Annotated in this window: 20 protein-coding genes; 7 read left to right on the top strand and 13 right to left on the bottom strand. The window is 72.7% G+C overall.

Features of this window, described 5'->3' with window-relative positions; all coding sequences use genetic code 11:
• The first annotated feature begins 13 nt into the window (after nucleotides 1–13).
• Both JT721_RS07170 and JT721_RS07165 read left to right on the top strand, forming a co-directional pair.
• Complete coding sequence (locus tag JT721_RS07170) at nucleotides 14–307, top strand: YiaA/YiaB family inner membrane protein (protein ID WP_205472272.1); 294 nt, start codon at nucleotides 14–16, stop codon at nucleotides 305–307.
• 71 nt (nucleotides 308–378) lie between these two features.
• Nucleotides 379–900 carry a hypothetical protein gene (locus JT721_RS07165; protein ID WP_205472271.1) on the top strand — a complete coding sequence of 174 codons (522 nt, stop codon included), beginning with the start codon at nucleotides 379–381 and terminating at the stop codon, nucleotides 898–900.
• An 84-nt stretch (nucleotides 901–984) separates the two neighbouring features.
• Here the strand turns inward: JT721_RS07165 and JT721_RS07160 are convergent, their stop codons facing one another.
• Nucleotides 985–2202, bottom strand: coding sequence for an acyl-CoA dehydrogenase family protein (locus JT721_RS07160; RefSeq protein WP_205472270.1), 1218 nt, complete (start codon nucleotides 2200–2202; stop codon nucleotides 985–987).
• Nucleotides 2202–3566, bottom strand: a complete 1365-nt coding sequence (locus tag JT721_RS07155) for an acyl-CoA dehydrogenase family protein (protein WP_205472269.1) — start codon at nucleotides 3564–3566, stop codon at nucleotides 2202–2204. Before JT721_RS07155 ends, JT721_RS07160 begins: the two co-directional genes overlap by 1 nt.
• An 84-nt stretch (nucleotides 3567–3650) precedes the next feature.
• Here JT721_RS07155 and def point away from each other — a divergent pair, with 84 nt between their 5' ends.
• Entirely contained in the window at nucleotides 3651–4235 is a 585-nt protein-coding gene (gene def, locus JT721_RS07150; RefSeq protein WP_205472268.1) for a peptide deformylase, read from the top strand.
• A 108-nt stretch (nucleotides 4236–4343) separates the two neighbouring features.
• Here def and JT721_RS07145 read toward each other — a convergent pair whose 3' ends face one another.
• The 3 genes from JT721_RS07145 to cobA form a co-directional block, all read right to left on the bottom strand.
• Nucleotides 4344–5408, bottom strand: coding sequence for an NAD-dependent epimerase/dehydratase family protein (locus JT721_RS07145; RefSeq protein ID WP_205472267.1), 1065 nt, complete (start codon nucleotides 5406–5408; stop codon nucleotides 4344–4346).
• A gap of 263 nt (nucleotides 5409–5671) precedes the next feature.
• Nucleotides 5672–6475 carry an RNA methyltransferase gene (locus tag JT721_RS07140; RefSeq protein WP_205472266.1) on the bottom strand — a complete coding sequence of 268 codons (804 nt, stop codon included), beginning with the start codon at nucleotides 6473–6475 and terminating at the stop codon, nucleotides 5672–5674.
• Nucleotides 6475–7701: a uroporphyrinogen-III C-methyltransferase gene (gene cobA / locus JT721_RS07135; protein WP_307827933.1), complete on the bottom strand. Its 1227-nt coding sequence runs from the start codon at nucleotides 7699–7701 to the stop codon at nucleotides 6475–6477. The genes JT721_RS07140 and cobA overlap by 1 nt, the downstream gene beginning before the upstream one ends.
• A gap of 70 nt (nucleotides 7702–7771) precedes the next feature.
• Between cobA and JT721_RS07130 the strand changes: the two genes are divergently transcribed.
• Nucleotides 7772–8296 (top strand): YbhB/YbcL family Raf kinase inhibitor-like protein, encoded by a 525-nt coding sequence (locus JT721_RS07130; RefSeq protein WP_205472264.1) that lies wholly within the window; start codon nucleotides 7772–7774, stop codon nucleotides 8294–8296.
• Between the two features lie 25 nt (nucleotides 8297–8321).
• On the opposite strand, the gene JT721_RS21650 is transcribed toward JT721_RS07130, so the two are convergent.
• Nucleotides 8322–9173: an AraC family transcriptional regulator gene (locus JT721_RS21650; protein ID WP_205472263.1), complete on the bottom strand. Its 852-nt coding sequence runs from the start codon at nucleotides 9171–9173 to the stop codon at nucleotides 8322–8324.
• A gap of 27 nt (nucleotides 9174–9200) precedes the next feature.
• Between JT721_RS21650 and JT721_RS07120 the strand changes: the two genes are divergently transcribed.
• Nucleotides 9201–9722: a glyoxalase/bleomycin resistance/extradiol dioxygenase family protein gene (locus JT721_RS07120; RefSeq protein WP_205472262.1), complete on the top strand. Its 522-nt coding sequence runs from the start codon at nucleotides 9201–9203 to the stop codon at nucleotides 9720–9722.
• 30 nt (nucleotides 9723–9752) lie between these two features.
• On the opposite strand, the gene JT721_RS07115 is transcribed toward JT721_RS07120, so the two are convergent.
• Complete coding sequence (locus tag JT721_RS07115; RefSeq protein WP_205472261.1) at nucleotides 9753–10370, bottom strand: FMN reductase; 618 nt, start codon at nucleotides 10368–10370, stop codon at nucleotides 9753–9755.
• On the bottom strand, nucleotides 10367–11527 hold the full coding sequence (locus JT721_RS07110) for an LLM class flavin-dependent oxidoreductase (protein WP_205472260.1): 1161 nt from the start codon (nucleotides 11525–11527) through the stop codon (nucleotides 10367–10369). Before JT721_RS07110 ends, JT721_RS07115 begins: the two co-directional genes overlap by 4 nt.
• Before the next feature lie 122 nt (nucleotides 11528–11649).
• Here JT721_RS07110 and JT721_RS07105 point away from each other — a divergent pair, with 122 nt between their 5' ends.
• On the top strand, nucleotides 11650–12273 hold the full coding sequence (locus JT721_RS07105; protein WP_240340304.1) for a hypothetical protein: 624 nt from the start codon (nucleotides 11650–11652) through the stop codon (nucleotides 12271–12273).
• A 54-nt stretch (nucleotides 12274–12327) separates the two neighbouring features.
• Here JT721_RS07105 and JT721_RS07100 read toward each other — a convergent pair whose 3' ends face one another.
• Both JT721_RS07100 and JT721_RS07095 read right to left on the bottom strand, forming a co-directional pair.
• On the bottom strand, nucleotides 12328–12948 hold the full coding sequence (locus JT721_RS07100) for a hypothetical protein (protein ID WP_205472259.1): 621 nt from the start codon (nucleotides 12946–12948) through the stop codon (nucleotides 12328–12330).
• 156 nt (nucleotides 12949–13104) lie between these two features.
• Nucleotides 13105–14268, bottom strand: a complete 1164-nt coding sequence (locus tag JT721_RS07095) for a PP2C family protein-serine/threonine phosphatase (RefSeq protein ID WP_205472258.1) — start codon at nucleotides 14266–14268, stop codon at nucleotides 13105–13107.
• Nucleotides 14269–14403: 135 nt separating this feature from the next.
• Here JT721_RS07095 and JT721_RS07090 point away from each other — a divergent pair, with 135 nt between their 5' ends.
• Entirely contained in the window at nucleotides 14404–15213 is an 810-nt protein-coding gene (locus JT721_RS07090) for a glycerophosphodiester phosphodiesterase (RefSeq protein ID WP_205472257.1), read from the top strand.
• 80 nt (nucleotides 15214–15293) lie between these two features.
• On the opposite strand, the gene JT721_RS07085 is transcribed toward JT721_RS07090, so the two are convergent.
• The 3 genes from JT721_RS07085 to JT721_RS07075 are packed head-to-tail and all read right to left on the bottom strand — an operon-like array spanning nucleotide 15294 to nucleotide 20224.
• Nucleotides 15294–17714: an FAD-dependent oxidoreductase gene (locus tag JT721_RS07085; protein ID WP_205472256.1), complete on the bottom strand. Its 2421-nt coding sequence runs from the start codon at nucleotides 17712–17714 to the stop codon at nucleotides 15294–15296.
• Nucleotides 17711–18637 carry a phosphotransferase gene (locus tag JT721_RS07080; RefSeq protein ID WP_307827932.1) on the bottom strand — a complete coding sequence of 309 codons (927 nt, stop codon included), beginning with the start codon at nucleotides 18635–18637 and terminating at the stop codon, nucleotides 17711–17713. The genes JT721_RS07085 and JT721_RS07080 overlap by 4 nt, the downstream gene beginning before the upstream one ends.
• Nucleotides 18638–20224, bottom strand: a complete 1587-nt coding sequence (locus JT721_RS07075) for an amino acid permease (protein ID WP_205472255.1) — start codon at nucleotides 20222–20224, stop codon at nucleotides 18638–18640. It abuts the gene before it with no gap.
• Nucleotides 20225–20331 lie beyond the last annotated feature (107 nt).

The following is a 20331-nucleotide window of genomic DNA, read 5'->3' as shown; positions in this document are numbered from 1 at the left end:
CCACACTGCGGTCATGACCACCCAGACCACCGCCCCGTCCCGCAACACCACCGCGTTCTTCGCCCAGGCCGGCATCTCCTTCGCCGTGGCCCTCGGAGCGATGATCCTGGCGATCTGCTACCTCCCGGTCGACCCGTGGGTGCGCGCGTTCCTGGCGATGACCACCCTGTTCCTCACCAGCTCGGCCTTCACCCTGGCCAAGTGCGTGCGCGACGCGCAGGAGAACCAGTACGTCGTCTCCCGCCTCGACCAGGCCCGGGTCGACAAGCTCCTCGCGGAGCACGACCCCTTCCGCAGCGTCTCCTGACCCGGTTCCGCGACCTCGCAACGGGTACCGAGGGCAGGTCCGTTCGCACCCGTCCGAGGAGGACCTCGATCGTGAACCCGCTCAGCACCCTCGTCCACGGCGTCACCCACGGTGTCACCACGGTGGCGCGCGTCCCGCTGGTGGTGGCGGCCCGGGGGGTCGGCCTCGCTCGCGGGCTCGCCGACGTCGCTGCCGGCCGGCACGACCAGGCCGACCCGGAGGCCACGCCCGCCCCCGAGGCCATCCCCACGAAGACGCCCGAGGCGGCCACCGACACCGCCGACCGCGAGCCGGAGGTCGTGCTCGCCGAGCCGCCGTCGCCCGCCGAGGCCGCCGCCGCCGCCGTGGCGCGCGAGCAGTCGGAGCCCGACCTGAACCGGCCGAGCATCTCGGTGCAGCCCACCGGGGGTCCCGACGACGACCTGGTCACCCCGGCCGGAACCCCCGCGGCCGACCTGGCGACCAACCCCGACACCACGGACACCGACCTGCACCAGGTCGACACCGAGGACGTCGTCACGCCGGCCACGGTCGCCCGGGTCGTCAGCGAGTCGCAGACCCTGTCGCGCGCGGCCGACCCCGACAAGGGCTGAGACCGCTCCCGGCTCGACCGCGACGACAGCACTGCCCCGGCTCACCGCGAGCCGGGGCAGTGCTGAGTCGTGCCGGGTCTGGGGTCAGCGCAGCTCGGCGCTGGTGAGGCCCAGGACCCGACGGGCCACGATCAGCTGCTGGATCTGCTGGGTGCCCTCGAAGATGTCGAGGATCTTGGAGTCGCGCGACCACTTCTCGAGCAGCTCGGCCTCGCTGTAGCCCACCGACCCGGCCAGCTCGACGCAGCTGAGCGTGATGTCGGAGCCGACCCGGCCGGCCTTGGCCTTGGCCATCGACGCCTCGAGCGAGTTCGGCTCGCGGTTGTCGGCCTTCCAGGCGGCCTGGAGCATGAGCAGCCGGGCGCCCTCCCAGTCGGCCTCCATCTGGAGGAACTTCGCCGCGGCGGCGGACTGAACGTGGGCGGGGCGGTCGTAGTCGATGGTCACGCCCGCCTGCTCGAGCAGGTCGCGGGTGAGGTCGAGGGCGGCCTTGGCGCAGCCGACCGCCATCGACGCGACCAGCGGCCGGGTGTTGTCGAAGGTCGCCATCGCGCCGGCGAAGCCCTGCTTGGTGTCGATCTCCGGCGAGCCGAGGAGGTTCTCCTTCGGCACCCGGCAGTCCTCGAAGATGATCGTGGCGGTGTCGGACGCGCGGATGCCGAGCTTGTGCTCGAGCCGGTCGACCCGCATGCCGGGCGTGCCCTTGGGAACGACGAACGACTTGATCGCGGCCCGCCCCAGCGAGCGGTCGAGCGTCGCCCACACCACGATGTGGTCGGCCCGGTCGCCGGCGGTGACGTAGATCTTCTCGCCGTTGATGACGTACTCGTCGCCGTCGAGGACGGCGGTGGTGGTGATGTTGGCGGAGTCGGAGCCCACGCCGGGCTCGGTGATGGCCATGCCGGCCCAGACCCCAGCGAACCGCTCGAGCTGCTCGTCGTCGGCCACCGAGGCGATCGCGGAGTTGCCCAGGCCCTGTCGCGGCATGGAGAGCAGCAGGCCCACGTCGCCCCAGCACATCTCGGCGATCGACATCACCGAGGCGAGGTTGGCGCCGTTCTTGACGCCGCCGCGCTCCTCGGCCTTGTCGTCGCGGCGGACTCCGGCGGCACCGGCTCCCTCGCTCGCGCCCGACTCGGACAGGCCATCGATCATCGCGGCGAGCATGTCGAGCTCGCGGGGGTACTCGTGCTCCGCGCGGTCGTACTTGCGCGAGATCGGCCGCAGCATGTTCATCGCGACCTGGTGGGCCTGGTCGGTGAGCGTGCGGAACTTCCGGGGGTCGTCGAGGTTGATGGCCATCAGACGATCACTGCACCTTCCATGATCCCGATGGCGCGCAGGTCGCGGTACCAGCGCTCCACCGGGTGCTCCTTGACGAATCCGTGACCACCGAGCAGCTGGACGCCGTCGAGGCCGATCTGCATGCCCTTGTCGGCGCACAGCTTGCGGGCGAGGGCGACCTCGCGGGAGAAGTCCTTGCCGGCGGCCGCGCGGCCGGCGGCCTTGTAGGTGAGCAGGCGCATGGCCTGCAGCTCGATCGCGATGTTGGCGACCATGAACGCCACCGACTGCCGGTGGGCGATCGGCTCCCCGAACGCCTCGCGCTCCTTGACGTAGGGCGTGACGTAGTCGAGGACCGCCTGCCCGGTGCCGACGGCCAGCGCGCACCAGGCCAGCCGGGAGAGGCGGACGCACTCGGCGTACGTCGTGCCGTCGGTCGCGCCGAGGACGGCGTCGGCGGGAACGGTGACGTCGGTGAGCGTCAGCCGGGTCAGCGAGGCGGCGCGCACGCCCATGGCGGGGTCGGCCTCGACCTGCAGGCCGGGCGTCGAGGACTCGACGAGGAACAGCACCGGCTTGCCGTCGAGGGCGGCGCCCACGACGAAGAGCTCGGCCCGGTCGCCGCGGGGCACCAGCGACTTCACGCCGTTGAGCACGTAGGAGTCGCCCTGGCGCACCGCCGTGGTCGCTGGGCTGAGCACGTCGAAGAGCACCGTGGGCTCGGTGAGCGCGAGGGCGGCGGCCGGCACGTCGTCGCCGGTGAACGCCGGGAGGTAGGTCTGCTGCTGGGCGTCGGTGCCCCACAGCCCGAGCGCGGTGGCGACCGAGCCGGGCGCCAGCGCGGCCACCGCCAGGCCCATGTCGGCCTTGGCCAGGGCCTCGGCGACCAGGGTGCCGGCCATCGCGGAGCGCTCCTCGGTGACGCCGCCCAGGGCCTCGGGGACCCCGAGGATCGGCAGCCCGATCTCGAGGCTGGCCTTGAGCAGCGCCTCGGGCGCGGCGCACGCGTCGTCGGCCTCGGCGGCGGCGGGCCGCACCACCTCGTCGGCGAACTCGGTGACCACGTCGAGGAGCATCTGCTCGTCGTCGGTGGGCGTGAGGTCGAAGACCCCCTCGGTGCGGGTCGCGGTGGCGCGGGTGCCGGGGGCGTCCTTGCGGCCGGCCCGCGCGAACGTGCGGCTCGCGGTGGTGACGGTCTTGAAGCCGTTGCGGGTCGCGGTGAACACCGCCTGCTCGGCGGGCTTGCGCAGGCCGATCCGGTCGAGCAGGTCGGTCTGGGCGAGTCGGTTGAGGGCCGCCACGGCGTAGCCGATCGGGTCGCGCGACTCCTTCGACGACAGGCCGTGCTTGCCGCCCGGCTTGAGGCTCTGGAGGAGGGACATGGCGTCAATGTAACTGAGAGTTACACACCGGGCTACAGCCGTGCCGGTTGCGCGCGTCACACCCGCCGTTCCTAGGATCGGGGCATGCCCGACGCGCCTGTCCACGCCCCCCACGGCCAGCTGCCCACCGGAGGGACGGTGCGACCGATGACCCGCTGGGGCACCCCGGTCATGCACCGGCCGCAGCAGCCGGTCACGTCGTACGACGAGGAGCTGGCGACGCTGGTGGCCGACATGGTCGCCACGATGTACGCCGCCGACGGCGTGGGGCTGGCGGCCTGCCAGATCGGCGTCGACCTGGCCGTCTTCGTCTTCGACTGCCCCGACGACACCGGGACCCGCACGGTGGGGGTCGTGTGCAACCCGGTGCTGACCCTGCCCGAGGGCAAGGACCGTCAGCTGGACGTCGCCGAGGAGGGCTGCCTGTCCTACCCGGGGGCGTACGTCGAGTGCGCGCGGCCGGACTTCGCGACGGTCACGGGCACCGGGCCGGACGGGACGCCGGTGGAGTTCTCGGGCTCGGGGCTGCTGGCGCGGTGCCTGCAGCACGAGACCGACCACACGCTCGGCACCGTCTTCGGCGACCGGGTGCCGACCAAGGCCCGCAAGAAGCTGCAGAAGCTGATGGAGAAGGCGGCGCCGGACTACCCCGAGTCCTGGCCGGCCTGATCTTGCCGCCTGATCTTTCCGGCCTGATCTTTCCGGCCTGATCTTTCCGGCCTGATCTTTCCGGCCTGATCTTTCCGGCCTGATCCTTCCGGCCTGACCTGGTGGGGGTCAGGGTCGGCGGCGCACGGCCACCGGTCCGCGGCGGACCGCGTCGCGCAGCGCCCCCGGCACGGTGCGGGGCCGCAGCGCCGGAGTGGGTCCGTGGGCGGCCTCGCGCATCCCGGCGACCACCTCGCGGAGCACCTCGGGCCCGGTGCGGGTCGGCGCCCAGCCGAGCTCGACCCGGGCCCGGGTGCTGTCGAGGCTGGGCAGTGCGAAGGCGAGGTCGAGCCACCCGGTGTCGACCGGCTGGAGCCGCAGCCGCCAGGCGGCGGACACGGCCGGGCGCAGCACCGAGGACGGCACGTGCACCAGCCGGGCGCCGAGCGCGTCGGCGACGTCGGCGGCCGTGACGGGCTCCGAGGAGGCGAGGTTGAAAGCACCGCCGGCACGCTGGTGCAGCACCGCGGCGACCGCCTCCGCGACGTCGTCGGAGTGGACCATCGGCACGACCATGCCCCGGTCGAGCGGCAACACCGGCAGCAGGCCCAGGGCCCGCGCCGGGACCACGCCCGGGACGCCGTAGCGCAGCAGGGCGCTGGCGGCGGTGCGTTGGCCGACGATCCCGGGCCGCAGTCTCGTCACCAGGGTGTCCGCGCCGGAGGCCTCGTGGTCGTCAAGGAGCCGCTCGGCGGCGACCTTGTGCCGGCTGTACATCGAGGTCGGCACGCCGGTCGTGGGCCAGGCCTCGTCGACGCCGCGGTCGTCGGCGCGCGGTGCGTAGGCGCCGACCGACGACATGTGCAGCAGGTGGGGCACCCCGGCGGCCTCGACCGCCTCGACGACGCGCCGAGTACCGCCGACCCCGACCCGCTCCAGGTAGTCGGGGTCGTGGGAGGGCTGGAACCCCCAGACCAGGTGGACCACCGCGTCGGCGCCGCGGAAGGCGTCGGCCAGCGCGGCGCTGCCCTCGTCGCTGGAGAGGTCGGCGCGGTGCCAGGTCACGTCGCCGCCGGCGTCGTCGGGGGGCGGGCGGCGGACGACGCCCACCACCTCGTGGCCACCCTCCGCGAGCAGCCGCCGGACCACCGCCGAGCCGATGTTGCCGGTCGCTCCCGTCACCACGATGCGCATGCCTCGCGGTGCCCGGTCCGGGCGGGGGCAGACAGGGGTGGCCGTCGGGTGGGGCTGCGGTTTGGTCACAAACCGCGCTTCGGGTGGCCCGTGGGCTGCGGTTGGTGACCAAACCGCACCACGGTGACCCCAACCGACCCCGGCCTGGAGGCAGACGGGATAGCCGTCGGGTGTGCCCGCGGTTTGGTCACAAACCGCGCTCCGGGGGGCCCGTGGGCTGCGGTTGGTGACCAAACCGCACCCCCTGGACCCCGGAACCCGGCTCAGCGCCGGGCGGTGACGTAGCAGGCGACGGCGCTGGCGGCGGCGACGTTGAGGGAGTCGATGCCGGCGGTCATCGGGATGATGGCGCGGCGGTCGGCGGCCTGCTCCCAGCGCGCCGAGAGGCCGTGGCCCTCCGAGCCGAGCACGAGGGCGACCTGGTCGAGGCCGGCGACGGCGTCCTCCACCGGCACGGCGTCGGGGGCGAGGGTGAGGGCGACGGTGGTGAAGCCGCGGGCGGAGAGGTCCGGCAGCGCGGTCGCCCAGTCCGGGAGCCGGGTCCACGGCAGGGAGAACACCGCCCCCATCGCGACCTTGACCGCGCGCCGATAGAGCGGGTCGGCGCAGCGGGGCGAGAGCAGCACGGCGTCGAAGCCCAGGGCGGCCCCGGAGCGGAGGATGGCGCCGACGTTGGTGTGGTCGACCACGTCCTCGAGCACCAGCACCGACCGGGCGCCGGCGAGCACCTCCTCGACCGGGGGCAGCGGTCGGCGCTCCAGCGAGGCCAGCGCGCCGCGGTGGACGTGGAAGCCGGTCACCTGCTCGGCCAGCGCCTCCGAGACGACGTAGACCGGGGCGTCGTGGCGCTCCAGCACGTCGGCGAGGCGGGCGAGCCAGCGCGGCGCCATCAGGAACGACCGCGGGGTGTGGCCGGCGGCGACGGCGCGGCGGACCACCTTCTCCCCCTCGGCCAGGAACAGCCCGTGCTCGGCCTCGAGGTGCTTGCGCAGCTCGACGTCGCGCAGGTCGCGGTAGTCGGCCAGCCGCGGGTCGGCGGGGTCGGTGACCTCGATCCGCTCCCCCATCAGGCGTACTCGTCGGGGTGGGCCACCGCCACCACGTCGCCGACCACGATGATCGCCGGGGGCCGCACCGCCTGGGTGCGCAGGTCGTCGGCGAGCGTGCCGAGCCGGCTGAGCACGGTGCGCTCGCCGGGCATCGTCCCGTCGCAGACGACCGCGACCGGCGTGTCCGCCGACCGGCCGCCCTCGACCAGCGCGGCCGCGATCGCGGGCGCGTTCTCGACGCCCATCATCACCACCACCGTGCCGCGCAGCCGGCCCAGCGCCGACCAGTCGGTGAGCGAGTCGGGGTGCCCCGGCGGCAGGTGCCCGGAGACCACGGCGAACTCGTGGGCGACGCCGCGGTGGGTCACCGGGATCCCGGCGACGGCGGGTACGGCGACCGGGCTGGTCAGGCCCGGGATCACCCGCACCGGCACGCCGGCCTCCCGGCAGGCCAGCACCTCCTCGTAGCCGCGACCGAAGACGAAGCTGTCGCCGCCCTTGAACCGCACCACCCGCTTGCCCTCGAGCGCGCGCGCGACGATGACCCGGTTGATCTCCTCCTGCTGGGCCGAGCGGCCGCGGGGCAGCTTGGCGACGTCGACGAGCTCGACGTCGGCCGGCAGGTCACCCAGCAGCTCGCGGGGCGCGAGCCGATCGGCGATCACCACGTCGGCGTCCATCAGCGCGGCCCGCGCCGCGAACGACACCAGCTCCGGGTCGCCCGGCCCGCCCCCGACGAGCACGACGCCGGGGGCGCGCTCGCGCTCCTCGCGGGTCGTGATCCGGCCGGTGCGCAGCAGCTCGAGCACCCGGTCGCGGATCGCGGCGGAGCGCTGCGGCGTCCGCTGCCCGAGCACCGCGACGGTGAAGCCCTCGTGGCGGCCGACCGCGGGGGTCCAGGCGGTGGCTCGGGTGGCGTCGTCGGAGCGCACGCAGAAGATCCGGCGCTCCTCGGCCGCGGCGCTCACCCGGGCGTTGACGTCCGCGTCGTCGGTGGCGGCGATCACGTACCAGCAGCCGTCGAGGTCGTCCTCGACGAAGCCGCGCTCGTGCCAGGTCAGCTCGCCCGCCCCGACCATGCCCTCGATCGCCGGCGTCACCGCGGGCGAGACGACCACGACGTCCGCGCCCACCCCGATCAGCTGCGGCACCCGGCGCTGAGCGACGTGGCCGCCGCCGACCACCACCACGCGGCGCCCGGAGAGTCGCAGGCCCGACGGGTAGATCGGGAAGTCGTCGTCCACCGGCCCATTCTCGCCGCCCCCGTCGCCGGCCCGGTTCCACCGGTTCAGTCTCCGGACTACCGTGGCGCCCATGAGTCTCGAGCGTCCCGTCAGCCCGAACCCCTACGACCTGCTCCCGGCCGTCCCGGCCGTCTCGGTGACCAGCGACGACGTCACCGACGGCCAGCCGCTCAAGGACGACCAGGTCGCCGACGCCGGCAACACCTCGCCCCAGCTCGCCTGGGAGCCGGTGCCGGACGCCCAGAGCTACACGGTGACCTGCTTCGACCCCGACGCCCCCACCCCGAGCGGGTTCTGGCACTGGGTGCTGGTCGACCTGCCCGCCGACGTCACCTCGCTCGACGCCGGCGCGGGCGCCGAGGGCGCGAGCCTGCCCGGTGGCGCATTCATGTGCCGCAACGACGGCGGCGCCAAGGCGTTCATGGGTGCCGCTCCCCCGGCCGGTGACCAGGTGCACCGCTACTACTTCGCCGTGCACGCGGTGAAGGAGCCCACCCTGGGCGTCGACTCCGACGCCTCGCCCGCGGTGGTGTCGTTCAACCTCGCGTTCAAGACCGCCGCGCGCGGCTACGTGCACGGGACCTACCAGCACTGACGCCGCGCCGGCAGGCGCTCGGTCCTCAGACCGGACGGCGGGCGGCGTACGCCGCGGGCGACTGCCCGACCAGAGCGGTGAAGTCGCGGGTGAAGTGGGCCTGGTCGAACCACCCCAGCTCGACGGCGAGGCCGGCCAGGTCGACGTACCGACCGGTGTCGATGCGGTCGACGGCGTCATGCAGCCGGGCGCGCTGCAGCACCCACTTCGGCCCGACCCCGACGTAGCGCCGGAACAGCCGCTGGAGGGTGCGCTCCGAGACGCCGTGGCGCCGGGCGACCAGGTCGACCGAGGTGAGGCGGGGATCGGAGCGGATGTCGTCGACCACCGCGAGCACGTCGTCGTAGCGTGGGTCGCGTGCGGGGGCGCGGGCGGCCAGGAACCCGTCGGCGCAGCGCGCCCGCTCCTCGTCGGTGTCGAGGTCGAGGACCGCGCGCGTGAACCCGGTGGCCTCCGCGCCGAGGGCCTCGACCAGCGGCACCACCCGGTCGGTCCACCCACCCACGTCGGCGCCGGTGAACGCCCCGAAGCCTCCGGGGTGGAACTTGACCCCGAACACCCGTCCGGCCCCGGCGATCCGCTGGGAGAACCGCCTGGTGACGACGCCGTGCACGAGCCCGGCGGGCAGCACGTGGCCGAAGCGGGGCTCGGTGCCGGTCTCGACGGTCACGTGCACCGAGGGGTGCGAGACCACCTCGGCGACGAACGGCTCGGCGTCGCGCAGGTCCCACCGGACGGTCCAGTAGTGCTCCACCCAGGTGGCGAGGGCGGGGTCGGGGTCGAGCCGGTCGCGGTGCACGAGCACGTCCTGCACCTCCGGGCGCAGCACGCCCACCGAGCGGGGCGCCACGGCTGTCGGGTTTGTCCAAGAGCCCACGCCGCCAGCCTAGGCAGGATCGGGGACATGACCTCGCAGACCGAGAACCAGGCCCAGAACCAGAACCGGAACCAGAACCAGGACCGCCCCCAGAACCCGCCCGCCGGCTACACCAGCCTCACGCCGTTCCTCTGCGTCGACGGCGCGAGCGCCGCCATCGACTTCTACTGCAGTGTCCTCGGCGCCGAGCTGGTCAGCCGCAACGACGGGCCCGACGGCACCGTGGCCCACGCGGAGCTCCAGCTGCCGAGCGGGCGGCTGCAGCTCAGCGACCCCGCTCCCGACAACCACCTGCACGCGCCGTCAGGCGACGACGCCGTGCACCACTCCACGGTCGTCTACGTCGACGACGTCGACGCGGTCTTCGCGGCGGCGGTCGCCGCCGGCGCCAAGGCCTACGAGGAGCCGCAGACCTTCGTCACCGGCGACCGCTTCTGCTCCCTCCTCGACCCCTGGGGCCACCGCTGGGCGGTGCTGACCAGGGTCGAGGACGTCGACCCGGCGGAGGCCGACCGACGGGTCGACGCCTGGTTGGCCGAGCAGGGTTGAGGTCGGCCGGGCGGCGGCGTCAGTGCCGGGTCACTCCCGACCGGACGCCCGGGCGAGCAGCTGCTCGAACGGCACCGCGCCCGCCTCGGCGACCTCGGCGTCGGTGACCACGTGCAGCGCCGGCCCGCCGCCCACGAGGTCGGCCAGCTCGCCGGCCGCCCGGGCGATCCGCCCGGAGAGGTCGGCGTCGGTGCCGAAGTCGTCGGTGGCCGCGAAGACGCCGGTCGGCACCGCGACGGCGTGCAGGTAGGAGAACAGCGGGCGCAGGGCGTGGTCGAGCACCAGCGAGTGCCGCGCCGTGCCGGCGGTCGCCCCCAGGAGCACCGGCTTGCCGTCGAGGGTGCCCTGCTCGAGGACGTCGAAGAAGGTCTTGAACAGCCCGCTGTACGACGCCGCGAACACCGGCGTCACGACCACGAGCCCGTCGGCGCGACGCACCAGGTCCTGGGCCTCGGCCAGGTCGCCGGAGGCGAACCCGGTCACCAGCGCGTCGGCCAGCGCGTGCGCGAGCGGACGCAGCTCGACGACGTCGAGACGGGTGTCGGCGCCGAGACGCTCCACCACCGCCGCCCCGAGCCGATCGGCCAGCAGCCGGGTCGACGACGGCACCGACAGGCCAGCCGAGACCACGACGACGCGGCGGGTCATGCCGAGACCTCCTGCGCGTCGTCCTGCGCCTCGTCGGCGACCCGGCCGGTGACATCGTCCTCGGCGTGCACGGTGGTGTCGCGGGCGCCGCCGGCTGCGGCCACGAGCGACCCGTGGGTGGGGGCGTCCGGCACGTGGGCGGGGCGGCCCTCGGCCATCCCGGCGCGCAGCGCGGGCAGGATCTCGCCGAGCAGGTCGAGCTGCTCCAGCACGGTCTTGAGGGGCAGCCCGGCGTGGTCGACCAGGAACAGCTGGCGCTGGTAGTCGCCGACGTAGTCGCGGAAGCCGAGGGTGCGCTCGAGGACCTGCTGGGGGGAGCCCACGGTCAGCGGCGTCTGGGTCGTGAACTCCTCCAGGGACGGACCGTGGCCGTAGACCGGGGCGTTGTCGAAGTAGGGGCGGAACTCGTTCCAGGCGTCCTGGCTGCTGGGCCGCATGAAGAACTGGCCGCCGAGCCCGACGATCGCCTGGTCGTAGCCGCCGTGGCCGTAGTGCTCGAACCGGCGGCGGTAGAGGTCGACCATCTGCTTGGTGTGCGAGGCCGGCCAGAAGATGTGGTTGTGGAAGAACCCGTCGCCGTAGTAGGCCGCCTGCTCGGCGATCTCGGGGCTGCGGATCGAGCCGTGCCAGACGAACGGCGGCACGCCGTCGAGCGGTCGCGGCGTGGCGGTGAAGCCCTGCAGCGGCGTGCGGAACCGGCCCTGCCAGTCGACGACGTCCTCGCGCCACAGCCGGTGCAGCAGCGCGTAGTTCTCGATGGCGAGGTTGATGCCCTCGCGGATGTCCTTGCCGAACCAGGGGTAGACCGGGCCGGTGTTGCCCCGACCCATCATCAGGTCGACCCTGCCGTCGGTGAGGTGCTGCAGGGTGCCGTAGTCCTCGGCGATCCGCACCGGGTCGGTGGTGGTGATCAGCGTGGTGGCGGTCGAGAGCACGATCCGCTCGGTCTGCGCGGCGATCCACGCCATCGTGGTGGTCGGCGACGAGGCCACGAACGGCGGGTTGTGGTGCTGGCCGACGGCGACGACGTCGAGTCCGACGTCCTCTGCCTTCTTGGCGATCTCGACCTGGGCCTTGATCCGCTCGTGCTCGGTGGGCGTGCGCCCCGTCGTCGGGTCGGGGGTGACGTCCCCGACGCTGAAGATCCCGAACTGCATGACCGCTCCTCCTCGTCGACCGGTCCCACCAGGGTAGTTGAATGTGGAACCACTTGGCCCAACGCGCGTGTCGGACCCGGTATTCCACCGTCGGGGCCGGCCCGGACCGCCATGATGCACCCGTGACCGAGACCCCCACGATCCCGTCCACCAGTCGCCGTGGCGTCCCCGTGTGGGTGCCGGCCGGGATCATCGTGCTCACCGTGGTTCAGCTGGCGGTGGCGGAGTGGGTGCCTGGCATCGACCGGTTCGCGGACAAGGCGTTCGGCGCCCGGCTGGTGGCCTATCCGCTGCTGATGCTGCTGGTGCCGGCGCTGTGGTGGCTCGTCGTGCGGCGTCGGCGACCGGCCGCCGACCCGCCGTACGGCGCGTTCTCGCTGGTGATGCTCGGCTTCCTCGTCGACGTCACGGGCAACAGCCTCGACCTCTACGACAGCGTGGTGTGGTGGGACGACCTCAACCACTTCGTGAACTGGGTCTTCCTGCTCTTCGGTCTCGGCCTGGTGATCGGCCGGGCGGTCGAGCCGACCTGGGCGCTGGTGGTGATGGTCGCCGGTCTGGGCGCGGTGCTGGCGATCGGCTGGGAGGTCGGTGAGTGGTGGACGTTCATCCGCCACGGCACCGAGCTCGACACGGCCTACGAGGACACCCTCGGCGACGAGGTGCTCGGCACCCTGGGCGGCACGGTGGGTGCGGGCCTCGTCGCGTGGTGGCGGGCGCGCACAGGGAGCGGCGCCGGGGACTGAACGGTCCCGGCCGGCCCCGAGAGCCGGCCGGGACCGCGCCCGGGTGATCCTGCGTCAGCCCCGGATCGCTGGGCTGTTGTGGTGGGCGATCACCGGGCGGCCGGCGTTGCGGCTCACGGTGATGTGTCCGCCGGCCCGGTTGTGGCGCAGCCGGATGGCGTTGATGCGCTTGTGCTGCCCGTCCCCGGCCTGCGGGGCGTAGGCCAGGTTGTTGGTGACCTGGATGTTGCGACCGACGGTGTTGCGGAACAGCGAGATCCGTCCGTCGTTCTGTGACAGCTTGATGTTGTTCTTCACGGTCATCCAGCACACGACGACGTTGTGGGACTTCTTGACCATGATGTTGTTGCCGGCCACCGGGTCGTAGGCGCAGCCGCGGGAGCCGATCACGACGTCGTGGGTGGCGCCCATCACCATGATGTTCCGGCGGACCTCGGTGTCGATGACGCGCACGGTGTGCGGGTCGCGCGCGTGGAGGTTGCCGGTGACCGTGGCGTCGAGCAGGTAGCAGGAGTCGCCGGGGCGGACCGTGACGTTCTTGTAGGTGCCGCTGAGCGGGGTGCTGGCGGTGTTGTCGCACGTGATGTTCTTCGCCGGTGGCGCGCTGGTGGCGGGCGCGGGGTGGGCGAGCACGACCAGGAGGGCGGCCAGGGCCGCCAGTGCGGAGTTCCTCATGGAGTTGTCCTTCTCGGGAGGGTGGAGGGAGCAGGCACTCCTCCCGGTCCCCGATCCCGGTACGGAACGCCGTCGCCGCAGTACCCCTGGGGGCATAAGGGGACACCCGGCGCGTGGCCGGTCCAGACCAGTGCCTCCGGGGTCGGTCGCCTCGGCTCAGGAGCCGGTGCTGGTGCCCGGGATCGTGCTCGCCGGCGCGCCGACCGGGCGCGGGCGTGGACCGCGGCTGAGCACCAGCACCGCGCGGTCGTCGTCGCCCGAGCGCACCTGGCGCACGATCCGGCGGGCGGCCCCGGCGTACCCCCGCCGCACGGCCTCGCCCGCCGCCGTGCGCAGCCACTCGATGCCCGCGTCGAGGTCGGCGCCGCGCGACTCGACCACGCCGTCGGTGTAGAACAGCAGCGCCTCCCCCGGCAGCAGCACGCCCTCGCTGCTGTGCAGCTCGGGGTCGGGGACGATGCCGAGCGCGGTGCCGCGGGCGTTGTCGACGCGCCACTCGGCCGCGCGACCGTCGTAGCGCAGGGCGGGCGGGTGGCCGGCGCTGGTGACCCGGTAGGCGCCGGTGTCGAGGTCGACACGCAGGTGCACCGCGGTCGAGAACGACTCGTCGGCGCGCTGGCGCAGCAGGAAGGCGTTGGCGGCGCGGAACAGGTCGGGTTGGTCCATCGCGCCGATCAGGCCGCCGAGCGCACCGGCGAACTGCAGGGCCTGGGCCCCGGCGGCGACCCCCTTGCCGCAGACGTCGACGAGCACCATCTCCAGCCGGCGACCGTCGTCGCTGAGATCGGCGACCAGGAAGTCGCCGGCGTAGCCGACGCCGTGGGAGGCCAGCATCGCGGACGTCGACTGCCATTCCCCCGGCAGCTCGGGCACCCGGCCCTGGGCCTGGAGCCGGTCGCGCAGGTCCGACAGCATCGCCTCACCGAGGGTGACCGGCAACCCGCTGCGCTGGCGGCTCGACTGGTAGAGGATCAGCACCACCGAGAGTGCCAGCGTGACCAGGGCCGCCACCCGGGCACCATCGATCGGCCGCACGTCGACGACCATCGCCACCACGGCCGCGGTGGCGGCGTAGAGCGAGAGCACGGTGAGGGGCCGGAACCGGAGCAGCAGCATGCCGAGCAGCAGCCAGGCGAAGTACGTGGTCAGCGGCATGTAGGAGTAGTTCCACAGCGAGACGGCGAACGAGCCGGTCACGCCGGTGAGCAGCACGGCCAGCACGTTGAGCTGGCTGCGCGGCGAGCCGCTGCGCCAGCTCTGCACGCGGTCGTGGACGAAGCGTAGGGCTGCGCCCTCGCGTCCCCTCCCCGTCCGCTCCATGACGACGAGCCTAGTCACCGATGCGGGTGTGCGTGGTCGTTCCTCCCCGCCCCTGGGGGTGAGTCACGTCGCAGGCTGGAGCCCCGCTCCGGGGCCGCCTCCGGGTCCGGTCGCGGTGCTGGCAGGCTGTCCGGCGTGGCTGGACTCCTCCGCACCCGGCAACGCCAGCAGACCCTGCTGAGTGCCCACCGCTTCGGCGCCGGCGACGCCGTCGAGGCCGAGAACTCGATGGGGGCCCTGCTCGGCGCGCTCGAGCTGGGGATCGAGTACGTCGAGTTCGACGTGCAGCGCTGCCTCGACGGGACGCTGGTGGTCTCGCACTCCGCGCACGTGCGCATCGGTGACGCCCGCGCGCGGATCGCCGCGCTGACTCTCGACCAGCTGCGGGTGCTGCAGCCCGACGTGCTGCTCTACGCCGAGGTGCTCGACGCGATCCGGGGCCGCGCCCGTGCGCACCTCGATCTCAAGATGACCTCCAGCCACGAGCAGTACCGCGATCCTGGGGCGGCGTACGAGGTGGAGGCGACCCGGCTCGCCGTCGAGGCGCTCGGGGTGGACAACGTGATCGTCACGACGCTGGAGGACAAGGGCGTGCGGGCGGTGCGCGACTGGGCCGACGCGCACGGGCACCAGCTGCTGGTCGGGCTGTCGCTGGGTCGCTCGGTGCGCGGGCTGCCGTGGTGGGAGCAGGTGCGGGTGCGGGTCTCGGAGCTGCGGCCGCAGCTGCGGGTCAGCCAGTCCCACGCCAACCTGGTGGTCGCCAAGCACACGCTGGCGCGGCTCGGCGTCCGTGCGTTCGCCCGGCGGCGTGGTCTGCCCCTGCTGGTGTGGACAGTCGACACCCCTGGCGCCCTGCGCTACTGGATGCGGCCCGGCCGGGCCTGGCTGGTCACGACGAACTTCCCCCGTCGGGCGCTGGGGATCCGCGCCGCGCGCCGCTTGTAACGCCCGTTTATCCGAACTACCGCGCCCTTGTAGGGGCGCACCAGTTCGGATAACTGAGCGTTACAAGCGGCAGGCGGCGCTCAGACCAGCGGCGCCTTCAGCGTCACGCGTACGTCGACCAGCGCGCCGGCCACGTCGACCTGGAAGCCGCCGCGGGCGAGGTCGGCGGCGGTGACGGGGCCGGGCGCGCGGTACCAGGCCAGCCCGACCGAGGCGCCGACGGCGGCGCCCCACGCGGCGCTGGTGACCTGGCCGGCAGGATCGCCGTCGCGCAGCAGCAGCTCACCGCCCCACAGCATCACCTCCGGGTCGCTCGCCACCCACGACACCAGCCGCCGGCGCGGGCCGCCCGCGGCCAGCTCGGTCCGCCGCGCCTCGAGCGCGGCCCGGCCGAGGAAGTCCTTGTCGCCCTTGAGCGCGGTCGCGAAGACCAGCCCGGCCTCGACCGGGGTCACGTCGGGCGTGAGCTCGCGGCCGAAGGCGCGGTAGCCCTTCTCGAGACGCAGCGAGTCGATCGTGTAGTAGCCGGCGTCGGCGGCCCCGCCCGCCGAGAGGGCGTCGAGCACCTCCCCGGCCCCCGCGACCGGCACCATCAGCTCCCAGCCGAGCTCGCCGACGTAGGTCATCCGGGTCGCCCGCAACCGGACACCGGCCACGGCCACCTCACGGCTGGTCGCGAACGGGAACTCCTCCTCGCCCCAGTCGTCGTCGGAGAGCCCCGACAGCAGCGCACGCGAGCGGGGCCCCATCACGCCGAGCACGGCGTGCTCGTCGGTGACGTCGCTGGCCGCGACGCCGTGGCGGGTGAGCCAGTCGAGGTCGCGCACGGTCGTGGCCGAGCTCGAGACCAGCAGGAACGAGTCGGTGCCGGTGCGGGTGACGGTGAGGTCGGCCTCGTAGGTGCCCCGGCTGTTGAGGAACGGCGTGTAGACGCAGTGGTCGACAGGCACGTCGACGTCGGCCGCGCAGACCCGCTGGAGGCCGGCGAGCGCGTCGGCGCCCGCGACCACGTACTTGGAGAACGAGGTCTGGTCGAAGACCGCCACGTCGCCGCGGCACGCCTCCTGCTCCCGCACCGACCACGGCAGCCACGACGGGCGGCCCCACGCGTAGTCCAGCCGAGCCTCGGCCGGGGTCGGCGCGAAGACGTTGGGCCGCTCCCAGCCCATCCGGGTGCCGAAGACCGCACCCCGGGCGGCGAGGCGGTCGTGCACCGGCGAGGTGCGCTGCGGACGCCCCGACTCGAGCTCGCGGTTGGGCCAGGGGACGGCGTAGTGCAGCCCCAGCACCTCCGAGACCCGCGAGCGCAGCCAGGCGTTGTCGGCGTGGAACGACGCGAACCGGCGCAGGTCGACGCCGACCAGGTCGTCCTGCGGCTCCCCCGCCACGATCCACTCGGCCAGCGCCCGCCCGGCCCCGCCGGCCGAGGCGATGCCGACGGAGTTGAACCCGGCTCCCACGAAGAAGCCGGCCAGGCCGGGCGCCTCGCCGAGAAGGAACTGGTTGTCGGGGGTGAACGACTCGGGGCCGTTGTAGAACTTCCGGATCCCGGTGTGCTCCAGTGCCGGCACCCGCACCAGCGCCTCGTCCATGAGCACCGAGAAGTGCTCCCAGTCCTCCTCGAGCAGCTGGAACTCGAAGGGGTGGGGCAGGTCGTCGGGCGAGCGCCAGGGCTTGGCCTCCGGCTCGAAGCCACCCACGACCAGGCCGCCCACCTCCTCCTTGAAGTAGGTCCACCCGTCGGGGTCGCGCATGATCGGCAGGTCGGGGTGGGTGCCCTCGACCTCCTCGGTGACGACGTAGAAGTGCTCGGCCGAGTGCAGCGGCACGGGTACGCCGACCAGGTCGCCGAGCGCCTTGGCCCACTGACCGGCGCAGTTGACGACGACCTCGGCCTCGACGTCGCCACGGTCGGTGCGCACGCCCGTCACCCGCCGCCCCGCGGCGGTCTCGGTGACGTCGAAGGCCGTGACCTGGACCTTCTCGACGATCCGGGCGCCGCGCTGGCGGGCCCCCTTGGCCAGCGACTGGGTGACGTCGGTGGGGTTGACCTTGCCGTCGCCGGGGAGCCAGATCGCGCCGAGCACGTCGTCGACCTGCATCGGCGGCCACAGCTCGCGGGCCCGCTCCGGCCCGATCAGCTCGCAGTCCATGTCGTACGCCGCGGCGTTGGCCGCCGTGCGCCGCAGCTGCACCATCCGGTCCTCGGTGCGTGCCACGATCACCCCGCCGACGTTGCGGTAGCCGGTGGCGAGCCCGGTCTCCTCCTCCAGCGCGGTGTAGAGCTCCGCGGAGTACTGCACCAGCCGGGTGCCGCTCTCGGAGGCCCGCAGCGGCCCGACCAGCCCGGCGGCGTGCCAGGTGGTGCCGGAGGAGAGCCGGCCCTGTTCGAGCAGCAGCACGTCGGTCCACCCGAGCCGGGTGAGGTGGTAGGCCACCGAGCAGCCGACGACGCCACCGCCGACGACCACCACCCGGGCCCGCTGCGGCAGCCCGGTCATCCGACGACCTCCTCGAGCAGGCGGGGGAAGGCCGGCCCCCGGAACGTCGCCTCGGCCTTCTCGAACCGCTCGCTCCCCCAGGCGTGGAAGTCGAAGTCGAGCGGGCTGGTGGCGGCCTGGATGAAGCCCCACAGCGACCAGCCGTACTCGCTGCACAGCGCGCCGAGCCGCACCCGGGCCAGGTCGGCGCGGGACGGGCTGCCGAAGTAGGCCTCGACCCAGGCCTCGACCCGGTCGCCGTCGAAGTCGCACTCAGTGGCGGTGTTGCCGAGCTCGAAGCAGGCGTCGTTGTTGCCGGAGTACTCGTAGTCGATCAGCCAGACCCGGCCCTCCCCGTGCCAGCCGGCGTCGTCGATGAAGTTGGCGGCCAGCAGGTCGTTGTTGCAGGGCACGCTCGGCCGGGGCGCGGCACCGAGCGCCCGCCGTACCTGCTCCCAGCGGTCGGCGTGGTCGTCGTACGTCGCGGGCAGGGCGAAGCCGCGCTCGCGCACCGTGGCGAGGTACGACGCCTGGCGCTCGAACATGTCGAACCGGCCCACGAACGACGGCCCGGCGTGCAGCCGCCGGCAGGCGTCGGCTGCGCGGGCCAGCACGGCGGGGTCGGCGAAGTCGGCGTTCGTGAGGGCGCGGCCGCCGAGGTAGGTGATCACCAGCATGCCGAGCTCGGGCCGGTACTCGACCACCTCCGCGCCCACCCCCGCGGCTGCCGCGGTGGCCGTGTTGAGGTGCTCGGCGTCGCGGTCGATGCCGAGCAGCCCGGCGTCGCCCTGCGAGCACCGCACCACCACGTCGAGCGGCTCACCCGTGTCGGTCGTGGTGACCCGGAGGTTGTGGTTGGTCAGGCCGCCAGGCAGCTCGGCGACGCGCCAGGACCGCCCCGCCAGGCAGGCGAGGCGGTCCAGGGCGGCTGGGCTGGCGATCACTCAGTCGTCGAAGGCGTCGATGACTGCGCGGTCGATGGTGTGCTTTGGTCCGGTGAACCACTTCTTGGCCGACAGGTGCCACCAGAGCGCCACCAGGATGATGGTGCCGCCGGTGAGGATCGGTGCGTAGTTGACGAACTTCCACTCGAAGTCGTCGCTGGTGATCCAGCCCGACGGGTAGAGCGGCAGGATGAAGTAGATCGAGATGATGACGATCTCGACGACGGCGACCAGGTTCATCCACTTGTACTTCGCACCGTTGGTCCAGCTGCCGGCCTCGAAGTCGTCGCCCTTGCGCCAGCGCAGCCAGATCGGGATGGCGAACGACGAGTACAGACCGATGACGGCGACCGACACGACGGCGTAGAACGCCGTCGGCAGGATGATCGGCGCCTCCTCGGTGCCGAAGTTGACCTCGATCAGCGCCGGAAGGGTGATGAGGGCGGCGATGACGGTGACGAAGAGGACCGCGTTGACCGGCACCCTCTTGCGGTTGACCTTCGACCACAGACCCGACCCCGGGATCGCTCCGTCCCTGCTGAACGCGAACGTCATCCGGGAGGCGCTGGTCAGGCAGGCCGTCGTGCAGAACAGCTGTCCGAAGGCGGAGATGGCGATGACGATCGTGTGCGTGGCATCGCCGAGCGCCTGGTCGAGGATGACGTTGGAGCCGTAGGCGCCGACGTTGATGCCGTCGGTCACCGCCTGGGGGTCCTGGACGGCGAAGAGCAGCGCCAGGAGCAGGATCCAGCCACCGACGGCCGAGTAGAAGATCGAGCGCCAGATCCCCTTGGCGGCCGAGCTGGATGCGGCGTCGGTCTCCTCCGAGAGGTGGGCGGAGGCATCGAAGCCGGTGATCGTGTACTGGGTCAGCAGGAAGCCGAGCGGTAGCACCAGGAACCAGAACATCAGGCCGCTGCTGGCCCCGTCGTCGTAGCCGGAGTTGTTGATCCGCTCGCTGAACACCCAACCCAGGCTCTGGTGGTCGTCGGGGACGACGATCAGCAGCGCGATGATGATCGCGGCTCCCGCCACGTGCCACCAGACAGAGATGTTGTTGATGATCGCCAGCAGGTGGCTGGAGAAGATGTTGGCCAGCGCGGCCAACGCCAGGATCACGACGAACACGAGGAACACCCGCTGCAGGCTGTAGTTGGCTGCCCACTCGTCGCTCAGCAGACTGAAGAAGATGTCGACGAAGTTGGCCGCGCCGTACGCGACCGATGCCGTCACCGCGATCAGGCCGATGAGGTTCAGCCAGCCGGTGAAGAACCCGGCGGCGGGCCCACCCAGCTTGGCCGACCACCAGTAGATGCCCCCGGACGTCGGGTATGCCGACACCAGCTCCGACATCGTGAAGCCGATGATCAGGATGAAGAGCGAGATGATCGGCCAGCCCCACGAGATGGCAATCGGTCCGCCGTTGCTCCACGCCTGACCGAAGGTCGTGAAGCAGCCAGCCAGGATCGAGATGATCGAGAACGAGATGGCGAAGTTGGAGAAGCTGGACCACGTGCGGTTCAGCTCCTGCTTGTACCCGAGCTTGGCGAGGAGTGCTTCGTCGTCGTTGTGGATCTGGTCTGTCATGGACAACCTCTCGGAGACGATCGTGCAATCGTGAACGGGAACCTAGACCCGGGCGCCGGAGGGTGTAAACAGGTCGCCGTAAAATTGGTATGAACTCCGACCTTTAC

Origin of the sequence: Nocardioides sp. SYSU D00038 (genome assembly GCF_016924665.1) — a bacterium.
Taxonomy (GTDB): domain Bacteria; phylum Actinomycetota; class Actinomycetes; order Propionibacteriales; family Nocardioidaceae; genus Nocardioides.
Note: the sequence above shows the minus strand (reverse complement) of the source record. Positions and strands in the feature narration are given on the sequence as shown.